An 18479-nucleotide genomic window follows, 5' to 3' on the forward strand; every position below is an offset into this window, starting at 1 on the left:
ATGGCCGCACAAACCCCCATTGAGACCCCTGGCGAGCCCGCCGTGGACGTGTCCTTCGACTGCGGCTGGGGCCGGCTCTGCTTCGCGCAGACCTTCGCCGATCCCGCTCATCTCGCGCGCTCGCTGGAGGAGGAAGGGCCGGCGCGGCGCGACATCGCCTTCTACGTGTCGGAGCCGCACGTGCTTCTGGCGCAGGCGCCGATCGAGCTGTTTCTCGATCCCTCCCACACGTTCCGCTTGGATCTCGCCGCGCTCAAGCCCTCGCTGCGCCACCCCACCGGCTTTCGCATCCGCCCGATCGAGCGGGAAAGCGACGCGGCGGCGATCAACCGGATCTACCGCACGCGCCACATGGTGGAGATCGACCCCGACTTCCTCTGGCGCCACCGCGAGGGCACGGCGCTGACCTATCTCGTGGCCGAGGACGAGCGCACCGGCGCGGTGATCGGCACGGTGACGGGGATCGACCATGTCATGGCCTTCGGCGACAAGGAGAACGGCGCCTCGCTCTGGTGCCTCGCCATCGACGCGCAGGCCGTCTATCCCGGCCTCGGGGAGGCGCTTGTGCGCGCGCTGGCCGGCCGGCTGCGCGACGAGGGACGGCAGACGCTCGACCTGTCCGTCATGCACGACAATTCAGCCGCGATCGGCCTCTACGAGCGGCTTGGCTTCGAGCGCCTGCCGCTCTTTGCGGTCAAGCGCCGCAACCCGATCAACGAGCGTCTCTTCACCGGCACGGCCAGCGCCGACGAGGCGCTGAACCCCTATGCCCGCATCATCGTGGACGAGGCGCGAAGGCGCGGCATCCATGCCGAGATCGTGGATGCGGCCGGTGGCTTCTTCCGCCTGACCTATGGGGGCAGGAGCCTTCGCTGCCGCGAGAGCCTGTCCGACCTCACCTCAGCCGTCGCGCTGTCCATCTGCGACGACAAGAGCGTGACGCGCCGGCTGGTGGCCGATGCCGGCGTCGCGGTCCCTGAGCAGATCCTGGCCGGCGACGAGGCGGAGCTGGCCGGCTTCATCGAGCGGCACGGGCAGATCGTGGTGAAGCCTGCGCGCGGCGAACAGGGGCGCGGCATCGCCGTCGGCGTGGAAACGCTGGAGGATGCGAAAGCCGCGATCGAGACGGCGCGGCGCGAATGCGACCGGGTGCTGGTGGAAAGCTGCTTCCGGGGCAAGGACCTGCGCCTCGTGGTGATCGACTTCCGGCTCGTGGCGGCCGCGATCCGCGAGCCGCCGGTGATTACCGGCAACGGCACGGACGACGTGCGAACGCTGATCGAGCAACTGTCGCGCCGCCGCCAGAGTGCGACATCAGGCGAGAGTTCCGTTCCGCTGGATGCCGAGACCGAGCGCACCGTGCGCGCGGCGGGCTTTGCCATGGACGTGGTGCTGCCGGAGGGCGAACGGCTGACCGTGCGCCGCACCGCCAATCTTCACACCGGCGGCACGATCCACGACGTCACCGACATCGTGCATCCCCGCCTCGTTGATGCGGCGGTCGCGGCGGCGCGCGCCATCGACATTCCGGTCTGCGGCATCGACCTGATGGTGGAGGACCCCTCGCGCGAGTCTTACGTCTTCATCGAGGCGAACGAGCGGCCGGGCCTTGCCAATCACGAGCCACAGCCGACGGCCGAGCGCTTCGTCGATCTCCTGTTTCCGCTGTCCATTCCCTCCTCCGTTCGCACCGCGCGCTTGAAGCGCCGCCTGGACTAGAAGCCTCATGGCCCGCCATTCCATCGACACCGCCTATCTCGACGCGCAGCTGCGCGCCCTTCTCGCGATCCCGAGCCCGACCGGCTACACCGACACTGTGGTGCGCCACGTCACCGAGGAGTTGCAGCGCCTTGGGCTTGAAGTGGAGCTGACGCGGCGCGGCGCCATCCGGGCCATCCGCCAGGGCTCGCGCCGGGCGGCGGCCCGCGCCATCGTCAGCCATGTCGATACGCTGGGCGCGCAGGTGAAGGCGCTGAAGTCCAACGGGCGGCTCGAGCTCGTGCCGATCGGCACCTGGTCGGCGCGTTTTGCGGAAGGCGCGCGGGCCACGATCTTCGCCGAGGAGACCGCCTATCGCGGTACCATCCTGCCGCTCAAGGCCTCTGGCCACACGTTCAACGAGGAGATCGACACCGCGCCGATCGGCTGGTCGCATGTGGAGCTTCGCATCGACGAGATCGTGCGGAGCGAGGCCGACGTCGTGCGGCTCGGCATCGATGTCGGCGACACGGTGGCGATCGACCCGCAGCCGGAATTCATGGACAACGGCTTCATCGTCTCGCGTCATCTCGACAACAAGGCCGGCGTCGCGGTCATGCTGGCCGCGATCGAGGCCATGGAGCGCGCGGGCTCGGCAACGCCGGTCGACATCCACTGGCTTTTCACCATCGCGGAGGAAGTCGGCGTCGGCGCCGCCTCGATCCTCAAGCCCGAGGTCGCCTCCATGGTGGCGGTGGACAATGGAACCAGCGCGCCGGGCCAGAACTCCTCGGAATTCGGCGTCACCGTCGCCATGGCCGACCAGACCGGCCCGTTCGACTACCACCTGACGCGAAAGCTCGTGCGGCTTTGCCGCGAGGAGGAGATCCGCTTCCAGAAGGACGTCTTTCGCTATTATCGCTCGGATTCGGCCTCGGCCGTGGAGGCGGGCCACGACGTGCGCACGGCGCTCGTCACCTTCGGCGTCGACGCCTCGCACGGCTGGGAGCGCATCCACATGCACGCCCTGCGCTCGCTGGCCGAGCTTCTGACCGCCTATGCCGTTTCGCCGCTGGAAATCGAGCGCGACATGAAGCAGAGCGGCGATCTCGCGGGCTTCACCCGCCAACCGCTGGCTGAAGCATCCGAGGAATAATTTCGCGGCTATTTATAAGGACGAGGCAGGATTTATTTCCAATCCTACCCGCCACAACCTTGTCGTTCAGGGGAATGTAACCAGAGCGGGAGCGTTATTGAAACAAGGTCCGAACTATTAGCTAGGACTTATAATTTTCGATGAAGGTTTCTTATGCTTCGCTTTCCCCGAATGACTGTTCGCTTGAAAATGACGATGCTGCTGCTCGTCGGCCTGCTCGCGCTTTCGATGGTCAATTTCTGGCAGGTGCGGGACACGATGCTGCGCGATGCCGACCGAAAGGCGCAGACGCAGCAGGAAGCCAATCTGCGCGTCGCTTGGGAAGTTCTGGAGCGCTACGGCAAGGACTTCAGCCTCGTGAACGGCGAACTCTTCGTCGGCCAGCAGAAGCTGAACGGCTTCGTCGAGCCGGTGGACAAGGTGAAGGAACTGGTCGGCGGCGTCGCCACGATCTTTGCCGGCGACACGCGCATCACCACCAATGTCGTGAAGCCGGACGGCAGCCGCGCGATCGGCACCAAGCTGACGACAGCGCCCGTGATCGAGGCCGTCCTGAAGAAGGGCGTCAGCTTCCATGGCAAGGCCGATATTCTCGACAAGCCGTATTACACTGCCTACGACCCGATCAAGAACGCGGCCGGCGAGACGATCGGCGTAGTGTTCGTCGGCGTCGAGCAAGCTCAGTTCATGGCCGGCGTCCATGATCTCCTAATGCAGATGGCCGTGACGAACGGGGTGATCCTCTTGGGCGTCGGCCTTCTCGCCTATGTCGGGATGGGCCCGATGCTGCGCCCGCTCCGCATCCTGCGTGAGGACGTCCTGCACATGGCGGCCGGCGATCTGGCGCGCGGGGTGCGCCTCTCCAAGGGTCGGGACGAGATCGCCGAACTCCAGCGCGCCATGGGCGACATGACCACCAAGCTCTCCGAGATCGTCTCGGGCGTGCGCGCCTCCTCCTCGCTGGTGGCCGCCGGCTCGGCCCGCTCGGCCGAAACCGCCGACCGCCTGTCGTCGGGCTCGACGGAACAGGCCGCCGCCTCCGAGCAAGCCTCGGCCGCGATCGAGGAGATGACCGCCAACATCCGCCAGAACGCCGACAACGCCTCCACCACCGAGAAGATCGCCGCCCAGGCCGCCGAGCATGCCGGCACCACGGGCGCAGCGGTGGCGCAGTCCACCGAGGCGATGCGCGCCATTGCCGAGAAGATCGCCGTGGTGCAGGAGATCGCCCGCCAGACCGACCTCCTCGCGCTGAACGCCGCGATCGAAGCCGCCCGCGCCGGCCAGCACGGCAAGGGGTTCGCGGTGGTGGCCTCGGAAGTGCGCAAGCTCGCCGAGCGCAGCCAGGCGGCGGCGGCCGAGATCGGTGACTTGTCGAGCCGCACGCTGGTGGTGGCGGAGGATGCCGGGGCGCGGCTGGAGCGGTTGGTTCCGGACATTCGCAAGACGGCGGAGCTAGTGTCGGAGATTTCGGCGGCGTGCCGGGAGCAGTCGATCGGCATCGAGCAGATCAACCAAGCGATCGGGCAGCTGGATCAGGTGACGCAGTCGAACGCCGGTGCGGCCAACGAGATGGCGGCCACCGCCGACCAGCTGTCCACCGAGGCGGGCCGTCTGGAAGAGCGGGCGGGGTTCTTTCGCTTGTCGGACTCCGAACGCGAACGGCTTCGCCAGGCGGAGGCGGTGGAGATCGAAGCCACCAACCGCCGGCTCACAGCGCAGGGCGCCAAGGCCGCGAAGGGCAAGCCGCAGGACGCCTCGGCCCCTACCCGTGCCAGCGCCCGGTCCTCTTCGGCCAAACGCAGCCGGCCGAGCGCGACCAATCTCAATCTGGACCGTTCCGAGGAGGCGGCGGAAGACCAGTCCGGGTTCCAGAAACTCAGCGCCTGAGAACGGTGCGACCCACCGTTTCGTTCTCAGCGGGCCGCCCTTTTGGCGGCCCGTTCCGTTTAGGGCCGCTCAGCCCTGCCGCACGTCGCCGGTCACATGGGGATTGCCGTCGCCCTTGGGCTCGACGCGGCCGCGCTCGTCCTTCGGCTTGAGATCGCCCGACGCCGTGGAGCCCGGCGGCTTCTCGATCTGGCTTTCTCGCGACTCGTCCTCGGGACCGACACGCTTGATCTGTTCGTTCATGGGACTCACCCGTCTCCGTTTGAGGCCATAATCGGCATGGCGGCTCGGCGGTTCCGATCCAGCCTTTCGCCAGGCTTGCCGTGTGGGGATCGTCCCGACAGGGCGCGGCTGGACTTGGGCCCCCTCGCCGCCCATGTTCAGCACGCGAAGTCCTCCCACAGGATCGGCTCCTGCCGCGGCTCCCGACTGATCTGTCAGGGTCCCGCGACAGACCCACCATCGTCCGATCATCCACAGACACATCGCGCTTTGGCATCAAAATGTCATTTTGCGATTGCCCCGCCCGGTCTTCTTTGGTAACAGCGCGTCATTCCCCGGTAGCTCAGTGGTAGAGCAATCGACTGTTAATCGATCGGTCGCTGGTTCGAATCCGGCCCGGGGAGCCACCTTTCAAATTCTGATCGTTTGCCAGGTCATCGCAGGCCTAGACCGTTTGTGTCTGCACACTCAAAGCACTCTGGTCCGGGCTCGCGCGAGCCCTATGGAACGCTGACGAGCACGATGACGTTTCCCTTCGACAAGGCTCGGAGGATCGCCAACATGACGTCGCATAGCGTGGAAGAAGATCGCGTAATCTCGCACAACAAGCCGATGGGGCCGAAGCTGCGCATCGCGATCGGCGTCTTTCTGCTGGTCCTGCTCACGGCCATGATCAGCACGCTCGTGATCGGTGGCCCGACGGCCGACCCGGCCACCGCCAAGATTTCGCTGCAGCAGCAGGGAACGATCCCGACCAATCCCGGCGCCACGCCCAACGGCAGCCCCAGCGCCAATCCTTGACGCCAAGCGGCCGACGCCCTCAGCGTCGGCCTTCAGAGCGCCCAACCGGCCCGTCCAGCGCCCGCCGACAAGCTCGCGCCCACGAACCTCCTCGCAACCGCCTAGCGCTGAAAGCACGCTTCGACCGTGCTCTGCCCTTCCTCCGGCGAGCCTTCGATCCAGCGATTTTCGAGCGAGTTTATTCACCAAGTCTTAACCAGCCTGGGGCGAGGTTGGGGCATGTCGCCTCCGCTCGCCCGCGCCTTTGCCCGGATCGCCAGCACGCTCTTCGCCTTCGCGGCGTTGGTGCTGATCGGTTTCGTGACATCGCCGGCCGGGTTTGCCGCAAGCGATCTGCCGCCCACTCTTCTGGTCCATCAGGACGCTGCCACCCCGGACGATTCCGGCGCGCCGCAGGTCGCCGGGGATCAGGACGAGCCCTCGTCCTTCGAGGCCATGATGCCGGGAACCTGGCAGATCGCCGAGCGCCCGCAGTCCTCTTGGACGATGGCCGGTGCGCGTCTTGGTGCAGCCACCGACCTTTCCGGACCCGACAGGCCCCCTCCCCGCCACCGCTCCGATCTTCGGAGCGGATCGCTCGGGATGCTCTAGCTAGCCCCGCGAACCCGAAAGGTCGAAGCCGGCCGCCCGCTCCTCGCATCCGCGCCGCCGGCGCGAGCGGGGCCAGGGCGCGATCGGCTCGCCCAGCCGGCAGGCGCCCATAGTCCCTGCCCCTTCGGTTCGCCCAGCCGGCTTGTCTCGCCCGCGCCCCTCTCCGCGAACGCCCAGCGGCCGATTTCGGCCGGAAAGTTCCAGACGCGGACGACCCACCCATGCGCTTTCCCAACATTCGACGCCTGCTATCCGCCGCGCCCGCGCCCGAGCTCCTGTCGCGCCGTCCGGCCTATGTCCGCCTTCGCACCGGGCTGATCCTCGGGCTCTTCGCCGGCATCTACTGCGTCATCGGCGGCCGGCTGGTGATGCTCGGCGCGGTGGAGGAGCCGACGCCCGTCGCCTGGCCCTCGCCGCCCTCCAAGGCGCGGCCGAACATTCTGGACCGCAACGGCCAGGTGCTCGCCATGGATATCCCCAGCGCCTCGGTTTATGCCGAGCCACGCCGCATGGTGGACGTGGACGAGGCGATCGAGGGTCTGACGCGCGTCTTCCCCGATCTCGACCCGGCCGATCTGCGCAAGCGCCTGTCGAGCCGCTCGGCCTTCACCTGGATCAAGCGCACCACGACGCGCGCAGAGCGCGACGCGCTCTGGGCGCTGGGCATTCCTGGCGTCGGCTTCCGCGACGAACTGCGCCGGCTCTATCCCAATGGCCGCGCGGCGGCGCATGTCCTGGGCGCGGTCAATGTCGACAATATTGGCATCGCGGGCATGGAAAGCTGGGTGGACCGGCAGGGACTGCAGGTGCTGCGCGGCGCGGGTCTGGATCTCGACAGCGAGAACCTGGAGCCGATCCGCCTCAGCCTCGACCTGCGCGCGCAGCACGCGCTGACGGTGGAACTCTCCGAGGCGGTCAATAAGTTCAGCGCGATCGCGGGCGCAGGGCTTGTGATGGACGTGACGAACGGCGAGGTCATCGCCCTCGCCTCGCTGCCCGATTTCGACCCCAACGTGCCGACCGACGCCCTGAAGCCGGACCGCATCAACCGCGTCAATGTCGGCACCTACGAGATGGGCTCGACCTTCAAGGCCATGACCACGGCCATGGCGCTGGATTCCGGCCTGTTCGACCTGCGCTCGGTGGTGGACGCCAGCGCCCCCTTGCGCTTCGGCCGCTTCTCCATCCGCGACTATCGCGGCCAGAACCGGCCTCTGAACATTCCCGAATCCTTCATCCACTCCTCCAACATCGTCATGGGCAAGATGGCGATGGCGGTCGGCCCGGAGCATCACCGCTCCTTCCTCAAGCGGCTCGGCCAGCTCGACCGGCTGAAGACCGAACTGCCGGAAAGCGCCAGCCCGCTTTTCCCCGCCAAATGGGGCGATCTCAATACGGCGACGATTTCCTTCGGCCACGGCATCGCGGTGACGCCGCTTCAGGCGAGCATGGGCATCGCCGCCGTGGTGAATGGCGGCCGCCTCCTGCGCCCGACCTTCGTCAAGGGCGCCGACGTGGCGGAGCGGGTCGTGTCGGAAGGCGTCGTGTCGGAGCGCACCGGCGAGGCGCTGCGCTTCCTGATGCGGCTGAACGCCCGCGTCGGCTCGGCCGGCAAGGCGGATGTCGACGGCTATTTCGTCGGCGGCAAGACCGGCACGGCGGAGAAGGTCGTGAACGGGCGCTACGACAGCGGCACGGTGCTCACCGCCTTCATGGGCATCGCGCCAGCCCATGCGCCGCGCTATCTCTTCATGACGGTTCTGGACGAGCCCAAGCCCCTGCCCGAGACCTACGGCTTCCGCACCTCGGGCTGGAACGTGGTGCCGACCACGGGCAAGATCATCGCGCGCATCCTGCCGATTTTGGGCGTCGCGCCGACCGCCACACCCCCGGCCTCCCCCTTCCCCGCCATGGTCTCCGCCCGCGCCTGGGGCTCGAACCTCTTCGACGGACAGCGGCAGGTCGCGATCAATCAGCCTTAAGAGGCTCTCAGCCAGCGGGCGGGCGCGAGGCGCGCCCGCTGGTTCGGCCCGGACAATGGTGCTGGGTTAAAGACTCAGACGATCATAGGCGAAGACGCCGACGCAAAGTGGCAACGCCGTCAGGCATGGAGCATCGCCGCGATGTGCAACGCCCGTCGAACGGCCAACAGCTCGACGCGACAAAGCCACCGGCTCGAACGTGGAGAATTTGAATGTCTTGAGAAAACTGGAGCGGGCGATGGGATTCGAACCCACGACCCCAACCTTGGCAAGGTTGTGCTCTACCACTGAGCTACGCCCGCCCGCTCTTGTCTCCGCCGCCCCGTGAGGCGCTGCGGATGGGCGGCTTATGAGCCATCCCGAGGGGGAATGCAAGAGGGTTCGATTGGAAAAAGCGGCTGACGGCTTTCGATCGTCGCAGCCCAAGGCTGGCCCGTCTTCGGTCCTCCCTCGCCAGCCGAAACCGCGAGCCGAAGCCCGTTCGAATATCGAAAATCGGAAGGGAGATATTGGAGCGGGCGATGGGGATCGAACCCACGACATCCAGCTTGGGAAGCTGGCGTTCTACCGCTGAACTACGCCCGCGCTCACGCCCAACACGTAGCGGAACGGCGGTTTCCTGGCAAGAGCCGGCTGGCGGGAGGAAGGAGCATGCGGCGCTATCTCCGCCAGCGCGGCCCCGCCCCGTCTGGGCGCCCCGCCTCGGCGCACGCGCCGTCCGTCAGAAGGCGAAGGATCTCCGCCTTGCCGGCACCGGCCGGCACTTCTACCAGCGGAATGCCGACGCGCTCCAGCACGAGGCGCTTGACCGCCATGCGGTCCGCCGCATCCTCCGAAAGGTCGTGGCCGGTCCCGTGATATTCCACCACAAGCCGAGGCTGGCCGAAGCGGTCGATCAGCAGGAAATCCACCCGCTTGCTGTTGAAGGAGCTGAAGGCGGCCCGCAGGCGGCGATCGGAAGGGTCGTAGGCCGTCTTCACGAAGGCGCCCATGGCGACCTCGAAGGACAGACGCCAGTCCGGCCGCTGGTCGCGCACCCATTCGTCCAGCGCGTAGAGAACGCGCGAGGCTTCCTTATTCACGGGGCAGACGGCGCGCAGCTCAGCGCTCGCGATGAAGCGAAGCTGGTTCGCGGAGCGCGAGACGTCGTTCTCCTCGAAATATTGCCGGCGCCGCTCGGCCTCCTCCTCGCGGGCCGCCTCTTCGACGCGGAGAGCATCGATCTCGCGCCTCGCCTCGCGCGCGATGCGCCGGGCGCGGCGCGCGAAGAGCGCCAAAGCGATCGTGAAAGCGACCAGAAGCCCGATCAGCGCCGGCTGCATTCCGCTTCCCACCATGTCTCACTCGCGCTGCGCGTCAGACGAAATGCTTGGAAAGCTTAAGCCCCTGGGCCTGGTAGTTGGAATTGAGGTCGATGCCGTAGAGCCGGCTCGGCAGCGAGGCCATGCGCTCGTAGACGAGGCGGCCGACGATCTGGCCGTGCTCCAGAATGAAGGGCACGTCGTGGCTGCGCACTTCCAGCACCGCGCGGCTGCCCGTGCCGCCGGCCAGACTGTGGCCGAAGCCGGGGTCGAAAAAGCCGGCGTAGTGAACGCGGAACTCGCCGACCAGCGGGTCGAACGGCGTCATCTCGGCGGCATAGGCGGGGGGGACATGCACCGCCTCTTCGGACACGAGAATGTAGAACTCGTCGGGATCGAGCACGAGTTCGCCCGTGCCGGAGCGATGGATCGGCTCCCAGAAGTCGAGCACGGGCTGTGCGGCGCGCTTGTCCACGTCCACCACGCCCGTGTGGCGCTTGCCGCGATAGCCGACGAGACCGTCGGCATTGCCCAGGAGATCGATCGAGAGGGCGATGCCGCCACCCGAAATGTTGGCGTCCGCCGTGCTGGTCAGCCGTTCGCTGGCGTGAAGCGCGGCCAGCTCCGCTTCGCCGAGCTGCGCGTCTCCGGTGCGAAAGCGGATCTGGCTGAGGCGCGAGCCGGGCCGCACCACGATCGGAAAGGTGCGCGGGCTGATCTCGATGAAGAGCGGACCACGATAGCCGGCCGGCACCTTGTCGAACTCCTGCGCGCCGTCGACCATCACGCGGGTGAAGATGTCGAGCCGGCCCGTGGAGGATTTCGGATTGGCCGCCGCGCGAACCTCGGGCGGCAGCGCCAGGGCCTCCTGCAGCGGCACGACATAAACGCAGCCCGTTTCCAGAACGGCGCCGCCCGTCAGGTCGATCTCGTGCATGGAGAAGCGCGCGAGCTTGTCGGCGACGCAGGCGCCCCGCCCCGGCAGGAAGCTGGCGCGCACGCGGTAGGCCCTGGAGCCGAGCCGAAGGTCCAGGCTCGCTGGCTGAATCTGGTCGGCGTCGAAGACCCGATCGGCCGTGATGCCGCCCGCCTCGAACAGCGCCGCAATGTCTCGATCAGGAAGAATACCGCCGGTCATGCACGGGTCCTACAGGCGTCGCGGGGAAAAATCGAGATGGATCGACGCCCGACCTTGGCGTCACGGTAAAAATCCCGTCCCGCTGCGGCATGGCGGCGATTGATTTGTGGCCGGTCGCGGCTTATGCGTCTTGCCGTGGTGATTTTGCCGGCCGGCTTGCAGCCACGTTAAACAACTCGCTAAAGGGCCGTTTCTCGAGTTCTCCCGAGCGGTTCCGAAGGCGTAGCCCTTCATGAAGTCGGCCCTCGGAGTGATCCTCATGTCCAAGCCCGACGAGACATCGCGCCTGCGGCCCGCCACCCAGATGGTCCACGGAGGCACGATGCGCTCCGGGTTCGGCGAGACGTCCGAGGCGCTGTTCCTGACGCAAGGCTTCGTCTACCCCACCGCCGAGGCCGCCGAGGCGCGCTTCAAGGGCGAAGAGCCGGGCTATGTCTATTCCCGCTACGCCAACCCGACGACGCGCATGTTCGAAGAGCGGATGATGGCGCTGGAAGGCGCCGAGGACGCGCGCGCCACCGCCTCCGGCATGGCCGCGATCTCGACCGCGCTGCAATGCGCGGTGAAGGCGGGAGACCATGTGGTCGCCGCGCGCGCCTTGTTCGGCTCCTGCCGCTACATCATCGAGACCGTGCTCGGCCGCGCCGGCGTGTCCTCGACCCTGGTGGACGGGCGCGATCTCGACCAGTGGCGCGCCGCCGTGCGACCCGAGACCAAGCTCTTCTTCCTGGAAAGCCCGACCAACCCCACGCTGGAACTGGTCGATATCCGGGCCGTCGCCGAGATCGCCCATGCGGCGGGCGCGGTTCTGGTGGTCGACAACGTCTTCGCAACGCCCCTGCAGCAGAAGCCTCTGGAGCTCGGTGCAGACGTCGTCGTCTATTCCGCCACCAAACATATCGACGGCCAGGGCCGGTGCCTGGGCGGCGTCATCCTGTCCTCGGCCGAGTGGATCGAGAAGAACGTCCAGGACTTCTTCCGCCACACCGGCCCCTCGCTCTCGCCCTTCAACGCCTGGACGCTGCTGAAGGGCCTCGAGACCCTGCCGCTGCGCGTCGCGCAGCAAACGGCCAACGCCGCGCGCATGGCCGATGCTCTCGCCGCATCGCCCAAGGTTGCGCGCGTGCTCTATCCCGGCCGCGCCGACCATCCGCAGGCCGAGCTGGTGAAGCGGCAGATGACGGGCGGCTCGACGCTGATCGCGGTGGAGCTGGCGGGCGGCAAGGAGGCGGCCTTCCGATTTTCCAACGCGCTCCAGATCATCAAGCTGTCCAACAATCTGGGCGATGCCAAGAGCCTCATCACCCACCCCGCCACCACGACGCACAAGAGCCTGACCGACGAGGCGCGCGCGGAACTGGGCATCGGCCCCGGCCTCCTGCGCCTCTCGGCGGGGATCGAGGACGGCGCCGATCTGGTGGAGGACCTGGAGCGGGCGCTCGCCGCCGTCTAAAAACGCAGGCAGCACCTTCCCTGCCCTTCGCCTCGGCTTCGCCTTGGTCGGAAGGCAGAGAGGGCTTCGACAAATCCCATCGCGGGCCGCTTCGGCGGCCCGCCACCCGGCAGGCAAACGTTCAGACATGTACAAGGCGACGACGCGGCACATCACGGTTTGCGTGAGCCCGAGCTTTCTTCCCGACCAGTCCGACCCCGAAGACGGACGCTGGGTCTTCGCCTATCGCATCGAGATCGAGAACGGTTCGCGCGAGACGGTGCAGCTGCGCTCGCGCTATTGGCACATCACCAACGGGCGCGGGCAGGTGGAGGAAGTGCGCGGGCCGGGCGTGGTGGGCGAGGAGCCGATCCTCTCGCCGGGCGACAGCTTCACCTATACGTCGGGCTGCCCGCTGGGCACGCCGTCCGGCATCATGCGCGGCTCGTTCCGCATGGAAACGGCGGACGGACGGGCCTTCGACATCGAAGTGCCCGCCTTTTCGCTGGATGCCCCGGAGGGCGTGCGCGTCCTCAACTGACGCGGCGCCAACCGATCAGTGCTTGTCGCCGCGGCTCTGACCGTGGCTATGGCCCTGCTCGCTCTCCCGGCCATGATCGTGGTCGTGGTCGTGATGGAATTCGTCCGGCGAGAACGTGTAGGCCTCGCCGCAGAATTCGCAGGTCACGTTGATCGCCCCGTCCTCGACGCTTTCGGCGATGTCCTCGGGCGAGAAGTTCTCGAGCACGCCGCGGATCTTCTCGCGCGTGCAGGAGCAGTCGTCGCGCACCGGCACGCCGGGAAAGACGCGCACGCCGCGCTCGTGGAACAGGCGGAAGAGCAGCCGCTCGACGCCGACCTCGGGGTCCGCGAGCTCGGAGGGCTCGATCGTGCCGACAAGCGCCTGAACCTCGGTCCAAGCGTCGTCCTCGTCGAACTGAGGCTCCTGCGTCCCCTCCGGCGCATCGCCGCCCGGCAGATCGCGCAGGCGCATGCGCTCGGGCGAGGAGGGCAGGAACTGCGCGATCAAGCCGCCGGCGCGCCAGCTTTCCCGGAACCCGCCCGCCTCGGCGCGGCGCGCGATGCGCGCCACGGCCAGACGAATGGTGGTTGGGATCTGCTCGGACTGGCGGAAGTAGTTTTCCGCCACGCTTTCCAGCGAGTCCCCGTTCAGCTCCACGATGCCCTGGTAGCGCTGCGTGTGCGCGCCCTGGTCGATGGTCAGCGCCAGGATGCCCGAGCCGAGCAGCGAGGGCGGATCGGCCTGATGCGCCGCCACGGCTTCCGCCAGACGCTCGGCGTCGAAGCGGGCATAGGCGCGCACGCTGGAGGGCGCGGTGTAGTCCACCACCAGGAGATCGACGGGACCGTCGGTCTGGGTCTGGGCGATGAACTTGCCGTCGAACTTCAGCGAGGTGCCGAGCAGCACGGTGAGAACGATCATCTCGGCCAAAAGCTGAGCGACCGGGGCGGGATAGTCGTGGCGGGCCAGAATCTGGTCCACCATGGCGCCGAGTTGCACGGCGCGGCCGCGCGCGTCCAGCGCCTCGACCGCATAGGGCACGACCGCGTCGTCGCCGGCGAAACCGAATTCGCCGAGTTCCAGATGATCTTCAGCCATGCGTCGCCACGTTCCCGAACACCCAGGCAAGGATCGACTTCTGGGCATGAAGTCGGTTCTCGGCCTCGTCGAAGACCACGGACTGAGGCCCGTCGATCACCTCGTCCGTCACCTCCTCGCCGCGATGAGCGGGCAGGCAGTGCATGAAGAGGGCCTGCGGATCGGCATGTGCCATCAGCCGCTCGTTCACCTGATAGGGCATGAAGACATTGTGCCCGCGCGCCTGATCCTCGCGGCCCATCGACACCCAGGTGTCGGTGACGACGCAGTCGGCGCCCGACACGGCTTCCAGGGCGTCATGCGTGAGGTGCAGACGCGTGCCCGCAGCGCGCGCCGCCTCGACATAGCGCGGATCGGGCTCGGAGCCTTCGGGCGTCGCCACGCGCAGCGCGAAGTCGAACCGCCCCGCCGCTTCGATCAGGGAGTTCAGGACATTGTTGCCGTCGCCCGTCCAGGCGAAGGTCTTGCCCTTCACCGGGCCGCGATGCTCCTCGAAGGTCAGGAGATCGGCCATGATCTGGCAGGGATGCGTGTCGTCGGTCAGCGCGTTGATGACGGGCACGGTCGCCGCTTCCGCCATTTCCAGAAGGCGCGAATGATCCGTGGTGCGGATCATGATCGCGTCGACATAGCGCGACAGGACGCGCGCCGTGTCGGCGATCGTCTCGGCCCGGCCGAGCTGCATTTCCGAGCCCGACAGAAACAGCGTCTCGCCGCCGAGCTGGCGCATGCCGACGTCGAACGACACGCGGGTTCGCGTCGAGGGCTTCTCGAAGATCATGGCGAGCATGCGCCCTTCGAGCGGGCGCGGGCCCTGGCGGCCGAGCGCCTTGCGCTCCCGCGCGTCGTCCAGAATGGCGCGCAGATCCCCGCCCTTCATGGTGGACAGATCGATGAAGTGCCGGACGGCCGAAACGGCCGGCGGCGCGGAGGCGAGAACTTGGCTCATGCCGCGCTGCTTTCGGGATGGGACTGGGACAGGTCGGCGACGGCGGCCTCCAGCCGCTCCATCGCCTCGCGGATTTCACTCTCGGTGACGGTGAGCGGCGGCAGGAAGCGCACGACATTGTCGCCGGCGGGTGCCGCCAGCATCGAATGATCGCGCAGCGCCTCGATCAGCTTCGTGTTGGGCACCACGGCCTTGAGGCCGATCAGGAGCCCCTCGCCGCGAACTTCCGAGACCACGGCGGGATAGCGATCGGCCAGCGAGGCAAGGCTCTGCTTGAACAGAAGCGCGTTGTGGCGCACCTGGTCGAGGAAGCCCTCTCCCAGGACCACGTCTAGGACGGCATTGCCCACCGCCATGGCGAGCGGGTTGCCGCCGAATGTCGTGCCGTGCGTGCCGGGCGTCATGCCCTTGGCGGCCTCGTCCGTGGCAAGGCACGCGCCGAGCGGGAAGCCGCCGCCGATACCCTTGGCCGAGGCCAGGATGTCAGGCGTGACGCCGGTGATCTCATAGGCGAAGAAGCGCCCGGTGCGCCCGACGCCGGTCTGCACCTCGTCGAAGATCAGGAGCAGGCCGTGCTCGTCGCAGAGATCGCGGATCAGCTTCAGGAAGCCGGCGTCGGGCGCGCGGATGCCGCCCTCGCCCTGGATCGGCTCGATCAGGATCGCGGCCGTCTCGGCGCCGATCGCCGCGCGCAGCGCCGCCACGTCGCCGAAGGGAACCTGGTCGAAGCCCTCGACCTTCGGGCCGAAGCCTTCGAGATACTTGGCCTGACCGCCAGCGGCGATGGTGGCCAGCGTGCGGCCGTGAAAGGCGCCCTCGAAGGTCACGATGCGGAAGCGCTCGGGATGCCCTGAGACATACTGGTAGCGCCGCGCCGTCTTGATGGCGCATTCCAGCGCCTCGGCGCCGGAATTGGTGAAGAACACCTTATCGGCGAAGGACGCCTCGACCAGCCGGCCGGCGAGCTTTTCCTGCCCAGGCACGTGGAAGAGGTTGGACGTGTGCCAGAGCTTGCCCGCCTGCTCGGTGAGCGCCGCCACGAGATGGGGATGGGCGTGGCCGAGCGAGTTCACCGCGATGCCGCCGGTGAAGTCCAGAAACTTGCGCCCGTCCGACATGTGCAGCCAGACCCCCTCGCCTCGCTCCACTCGAAGGTCCGCGCGCGCGAAGGTGGCAAACAGCGGATTGTCGTGGGTCTCGGCCATGGCGATACTTCTCGTTGGCATGGACAATGGAGGGAACGGCGGCGCGAAGGCGGCCGGAGCGGCAGGCACAATAAGCCCGCGCGCAACGCGCTGCCTATACCATGGCCGGGGCGCGAATTGTCAACGAAAGCCGAAGTTTCGCCTTTTGCGAGCCTCTATGCTTCCGTAAACGTCGCTCCGCACCCATAAGCTGTTGAAAAGGGGGCGAAACGATTCGCCCGGCGGCGCCCACTCTTGCCGCCCTTCGCACTCGCGTTCTAGAACCCTCTCAGACACCAGATTTCGTGTGGGAAGTCCCGTCGATCCGCAAGGGGTCGACAGGGGCTATGGATGACGGCACCGGCCGCCCTCCCGCAGCGACAGAGTACGAGGAGTCTGTTCATGAGTTGGACCGAGGAGCGCATCGAGCTGCTCACCCGCCTTTGGGGCGAAGGTCGAAGCGCCAGCCAGATCGCGGCGGAGCTCGGCGGCGTGACGCGCAACGCCGTGATCGGCAAGGTTCACCGGCTGAAGCTGGACAACCGCCCCAAGGGCGGCGCGGACGAGAGCCCCGCCGAGGCCGCCCCCGTGGCGCCGATGCGCGTCGCGCCAGCCTTCGAGCCCGCGCCCCAGCCCGTGCCGGTCGCCGCCGCGCCCGTGCCGGAGCCGGTGGCCGCGCCGTCGATCGCGGCGGTGGAGCCGCCCGCCCCGCGCCGCGAGTTCGCGCCTGCGCCCGTCGCGGCTCCGGTGGCAACGCCCACCTCGGCCCCCATGCCGACGCCGAGCGCCGCGCCGCGCATCCTGACGCCCTCCATGCCCACTTCCGCCCCGCCGCGCGCGCCCATGCCGCTCCGCCAGCCGATGATCCATTCGGTGGGCGCCACGGCCCTTAAGATGGACCCGGACGCCGGCGCCTTCGAGGAGGCCCAGCCGTTCGGTCATTCCGAAGGCGGCGAGGTCGTGCCCATGTCGCGCAACCTGACGCTGGTGCAGCTTTCCGACCGCACCTGCAAATGGCCGCTGGGCGACCCGCTGAGCCCGGACTTCCGCTTCTGCGGAAACCATTCCCAGGACTCCTCGCCCTATTGCAAGCACCACGCGCGCATCGCCTTCCAGCCGATGTCGGAGCGCCGCCGCGTTCGCTAAGGGCGTTCCCCGGCAAGGCGGAAACGCTTTTCCGAGACATGAGACGAAATCGTGGACCTTGCAGCGTTCCGGCAAGCCGGAATGCTTCAGGCGCTTTCCATCCATCGCGGTTTAGAGCCCGGCCTTCGCGCCGGGCTTTTCTTTGCGCCGGCCGCTCCCCCGGCCTTCCTGCCAGAAAGCGTCTCCCGCTCGCGCCTGTCCTGCGTTATGAGGCAGGCCATGCGAGCGGAAGACGCTTTCTGATCTGGGCGCCGGTCCGGCCGGCGCGCGAGGCCCCTTTCGAAAAGGCTATGACATGACCGATACCCCCGCCCTTCCCGACCGTCTGGCGATCGACCCGGACAGCCCGTTCCATGACGAGGCGCTGCTGGCGCGCGGCATCGGCATCCGCTTCAACGGTAACGAGAAGACCAATGTCGAGGAATATTGCGTCAGCGAAGGCTGGGTGCGCGTGGCCGCCGGCAAGGCCAAGGACCGCCAGGGCAAGCCGCTCTTGATGAAGCTGAAGGGCACGGTCGAGCCCTATCTGAAGGACGAGAGCGCCGAGGGCTGATCGCCCTCGTCCGCCAAACGAAAACGCCGCGAGCAGCCGTTTGGCTCTCGCGGCGTTTTCGTTTTGGAAGGACGGCTGAGCCTCAGCTCGCCTCGGCCCGTTGCTGCACGGGCCGCGCGGCGGCGGTGAAGTTCTCGTCCAGCGAATAGCCCGCCCCGCGCACGGTGCGGATCGGGTCGCGCTGGCGGCCCCGGTTGATGGCCTTGCGCAGACGCCCGACATGGACGTCCACGGTGCGCTCGTCGACATAGATGTCGCGACCCCAGACGCCGTCCAACAGTTGCTCGCGCGAGAAGACGCGGCCGGGCGACTGCATGAGGAACTCCAGGAGGCGGAACTCGGTGGGTCCGAGCTTGACCTCGCGGCCGGCGCGGCGCACGCGATGCGTCTCGCGGTCGAGGTCGAGATCGCCCGCCACGAGCTGGCTGGAGATGCGCTCGGGCTTCACCCGACGCAGCATGGCGCGCACGCGGGCCATGAGCTCGGGAGTCGAGAAGGGCTTCACGACATAGTCGTCCGCCCCGACCGAAAGGCCGCGCACCCGCTCGCTTTCCTCGCCGCGCGCCGTCAGCATGATGATCGGCAGGCGTTCGGTCTCGGGCCGCGTGCGCAGGCGCCGGCAAAGCTCGACGCCGGACAGGCCGGGCAGCATCCAGTCCAGCAGAAGAAGGTCGGGCACGCCCTCTTTCAGCCGCAGGTCGGCCTCGTCGCCACGCGCGATCACGTCGACGTCGTAACCCTCGGCCTCAAGATTGTAGCGAAGGAGGACGCCCAGCGCCTCCTCGTCCTCGACGACGGTGATCCGGGCGCCCATG

General features: G+C 67.7%; 17 protein-coding genes, 3 tRNA genes and 1 riboswitch. Of the genes, 11 read left to right on the forward strand and 9 right to left on the reverse strand.

Features of this window, described 5'->3' with window-relative positions:
* The 3 genes from ngg (at window position 1) to M673_RS15480 (ending at window position 4744) form a co-directional block, all read left to right on the forward strand.
* Entirely contained in the window at window positions 1-1719 is a 1719-nt protein-coding gene (gene ngg, locus M673_RS15470; protein WP_061976914.1) for an N-acetylglutaminylglutamine synthetase, read from the forward strand.
* 7 nt (window positions 1720-1726) lie between these two features.
* Complete coding sequence (locus M673_RS15475) at window positions 1727-2854, forward strand: osmoprotectant NAGGN system M42 family peptidase (RefSeq protein ID WP_061976915.1); 1128 nt, start codon at window positions 1727-1729, stop codon at window positions 2852-2854.
* Window positions 2855-3043: 189 nt separating this feature from the next.
* Window positions 3044-4744, forward strand: a complete 1701-nt coding sequence (locus M673_RS15480) for a methyl-accepting chemotaxis protein (protein ID WP_244510302.1) — start codon at window positions 3044-3046, stop codon at window positions 4742-4744.
* Window positions 4745-4813: 69 nt separating this feature from the next.
* Here M673_RS15480 and M673_RS24675 read toward each other — a convergent pair whose 3' ends face one another.
* Complete coding sequence (locus tag M673_RS24675; protein ID WP_156421145.1) at window positions 4814-4987, reverse strand: hypothetical protein; 174 nt, start codon at window positions 4985-4987, stop codon at window positions 4814-4816.
* A gap of 311 nt (window positions 4988-5298) precedes the next feature.
* On the opposite strand from M673_RS24675, the gene M673_RS15485 reads away from it, so the two are divergent.
* The 4 genes from M673_RS15485 (at window position 5299) to M673_RS15500 (ending at window position 8340) form a co-directional block, all read left to right on the forward strand.
* Window positions 5299-5373 (forward strand) — tRNA-Asn (locus M673_RS15485).
* A 154-nt stretch (window positions 5374-5527) separates the two neighbouring features.
* The gene (locus M673_RS15490) at window positions 5528-5767 is read left to right on the forward strand and encodes a hypothetical protein (protein WP_148640095.1); all 240 of its coding nucleotides are present in this window, start codon (window positions 5528-5530) and stop codon (window positions 5765-5767) included.
* Window positions 5768-5986: 219 nt separating this feature from the next.
* On the forward strand, window positions 5987-6358 hold the full coding sequence (locus M673_RS15495; RefSeq protein ID WP_061976921.1) for a hypothetical protein: 372 nt from the start codon (window positions 5987-5989) through the stop codon (window positions 6356-6358).
* Window positions 6359-6579: 221 nt separating this feature from the next.
* Window positions 6580-8340: a peptidoglycan D,D-transpeptidase FtsI family protein gene (locus tag M673_RS15500; RefSeq protein ID WP_061976923.1), complete on the forward strand. Its 1761-nt coding sequence runs from the start codon at window positions 6580-6582 to the stop codon at window positions 8338-8340.
* Between the two features lie 227 nt (window positions 8341-8567).
* On the opposite strand, the gene M673_RS15505 is transcribed toward M673_RS15500, so the two are convergent.
* The 4 genes from M673_RS15505 to M673_RS15520 form a co-directional block, all read right to left on the reverse strand.
* A tRNA-Gly gene (locus M673_RS15505) sits at window positions 8568-8642 on the reverse strand.
* A 208-nt stretch (window positions 8643-8850) separates the two neighbouring features.
* Window positions 8851-8925, reverse strand: a tRNA-Gly gene (locus M673_RS15510).
* 74 nt (window positions 8926-8999) lie between these two features.
* Window positions 9000-9677, reverse strand: coding sequence for a DUF2726 domain-containing protein (locus M673_RS15515; protein WP_148640096.1), 678 nt, complete (start codon window positions 9675-9677; stop codon window positions 9000-9002).
* Between the two features lie 19 nt (window positions 9678-9696).
* Complete coding sequence (locus tag M673_RS15520; protein WP_061976927.1) at window positions 9697-10779, reverse strand: 2'-deoxycytidine 5'-triphosphate deaminase; 1083 nt, start codon at window positions 10777-10779, stop codon at window positions 9697-9699.
* Between the two features lie 125 nt (window positions 10780-10904).
* A riboswitch (SAM riboswitch) is annotated at window positions 10905-10982 on the forward strand.
* A gap of 29 nt (window positions 10983-11011) precedes the next feature.
* Here M673_RS15520 and M673_RS15525 point away from each other — a divergent pair.
* Together M673_RS15525 and apaG are read left to right on the forward strand one after the other, a co-directional pair.
* Window positions 11012-12232 carry an O-succinylhomoserine sulfhydrylase gene (locus tag M673_RS15525; RefSeq protein WP_244493278.1) on the forward strand — a complete coding sequence of 407 codons (1221 nt, stop codon included), beginning with the start codon at window positions 11012-11014 and terminating at the stop codon, window positions 12230-12232.
* Window positions 12233-12359: 127 nt separating this feature from the next.
* Window positions 12360-12752, forward strand: a complete 393-nt coding sequence (gene apaG, locus M673_RS15530) for a Co2+/Mg2+ efflux protein ApaG (RefSeq protein ID WP_061976929.1) — start codon at window positions 12360-12362, stop codon at window positions 12750-12752.
* Window positions 12753-12767: 15 nt separating this feature from the next.
* Here apaG and M673_RS15535 read toward each other — a convergent pair whose 3' ends face one another.
* Genes M673_RS15535 through M673_RS15545 form a run of 3 tightly spaced genes read right to left on the reverse strand, consistent with a single transcriptional unit; the run spans window position 12768 to window position 15986 of the window.
* Window positions 12768-13832, reverse strand: coding sequence for an Hsp33 family molecular chaperone (locus tag M673_RS15535; RefSeq protein ID WP_061976931.1), 1065 nt, complete (start codon window positions 13830-13832; stop codon window positions 12768-12770).
* Window positions 13825-14781, reverse strand: a complete 957-nt coding sequence (argF, locus tag M673_RS15540; RefSeq protein ID WP_061976933.1) for an ornithine carbamoyltransferase — start codon at window positions 14779-14781, stop codon at window positions 13825-13827. The genes M673_RS15535 and argF overlap by 8 nt, the downstream gene beginning before the upstream one ends.
* Window positions 14778-15986 (reverse strand): aspartate aminotransferase family protein, encoded by a 1209-nt coding sequence (locus M673_RS15545; protein WP_061976935.1) that lies wholly within the window; start codon window positions 15984-15986, stop codon window positions 14778-14780. Before M673_RS15545 ends, argF begins: the two co-directional genes overlap by 4 nt.
* A gap of 381 nt (window positions 15987-16367) precedes the next feature.
* On the opposite strand from M673_RS15545, the gene M673_RS25160 reads away from it, so the two are divergent.
* Together M673_RS25160 and M673_RS15555 are read left to right on the forward strand one after the other, a co-directional pair.
* The gene (locus tag M673_RS25160) at window positions 16368-17111 is read left to right on the forward strand and encodes a GcrA family cell cycle regulator (RefSeq protein WP_061976937.1); all 744 of its coding nucleotides are present in this window, start codon (window positions 16368-16370) and stop codon (window positions 17109-17111) included.
* 295 nt (window positions 17112-17406) lie between these two features.
* On the forward strand, window positions 17407-17664 hold the full coding sequence (locus M673_RS15555; RefSeq protein WP_061976939.1) for a DUF3297 family protein: 258 nt from the start codon (window positions 17407-17409) through the stop codon (window positions 17662-17664).
* An 82-nt stretch (window positions 17665-17746) separates the two neighbouring features.
* On the opposite strand, the gene phoB is transcribed toward M673_RS15555, so the two are convergent.
* Complete coding sequence (gene phoB / locus M673_RS15560; protein ID WP_061976941.1) at window positions 17747-18478, reverse strand: phosphate regulon transcriptional regulator PhoB; 732 nt, start codon at window positions 18476-18478, stop codon at window positions 17747-17749.
* Window position 18479 lies beyond the last annotated feature (1 nt).

The organism is Aureimonas sp. AU20, assembly GCF_001442755.1.
GTDB lineage: Bacteria > Pseudomonadota > Alphaproteobacteria > Rhizobiales > Rhizobiaceae > Aureimonas.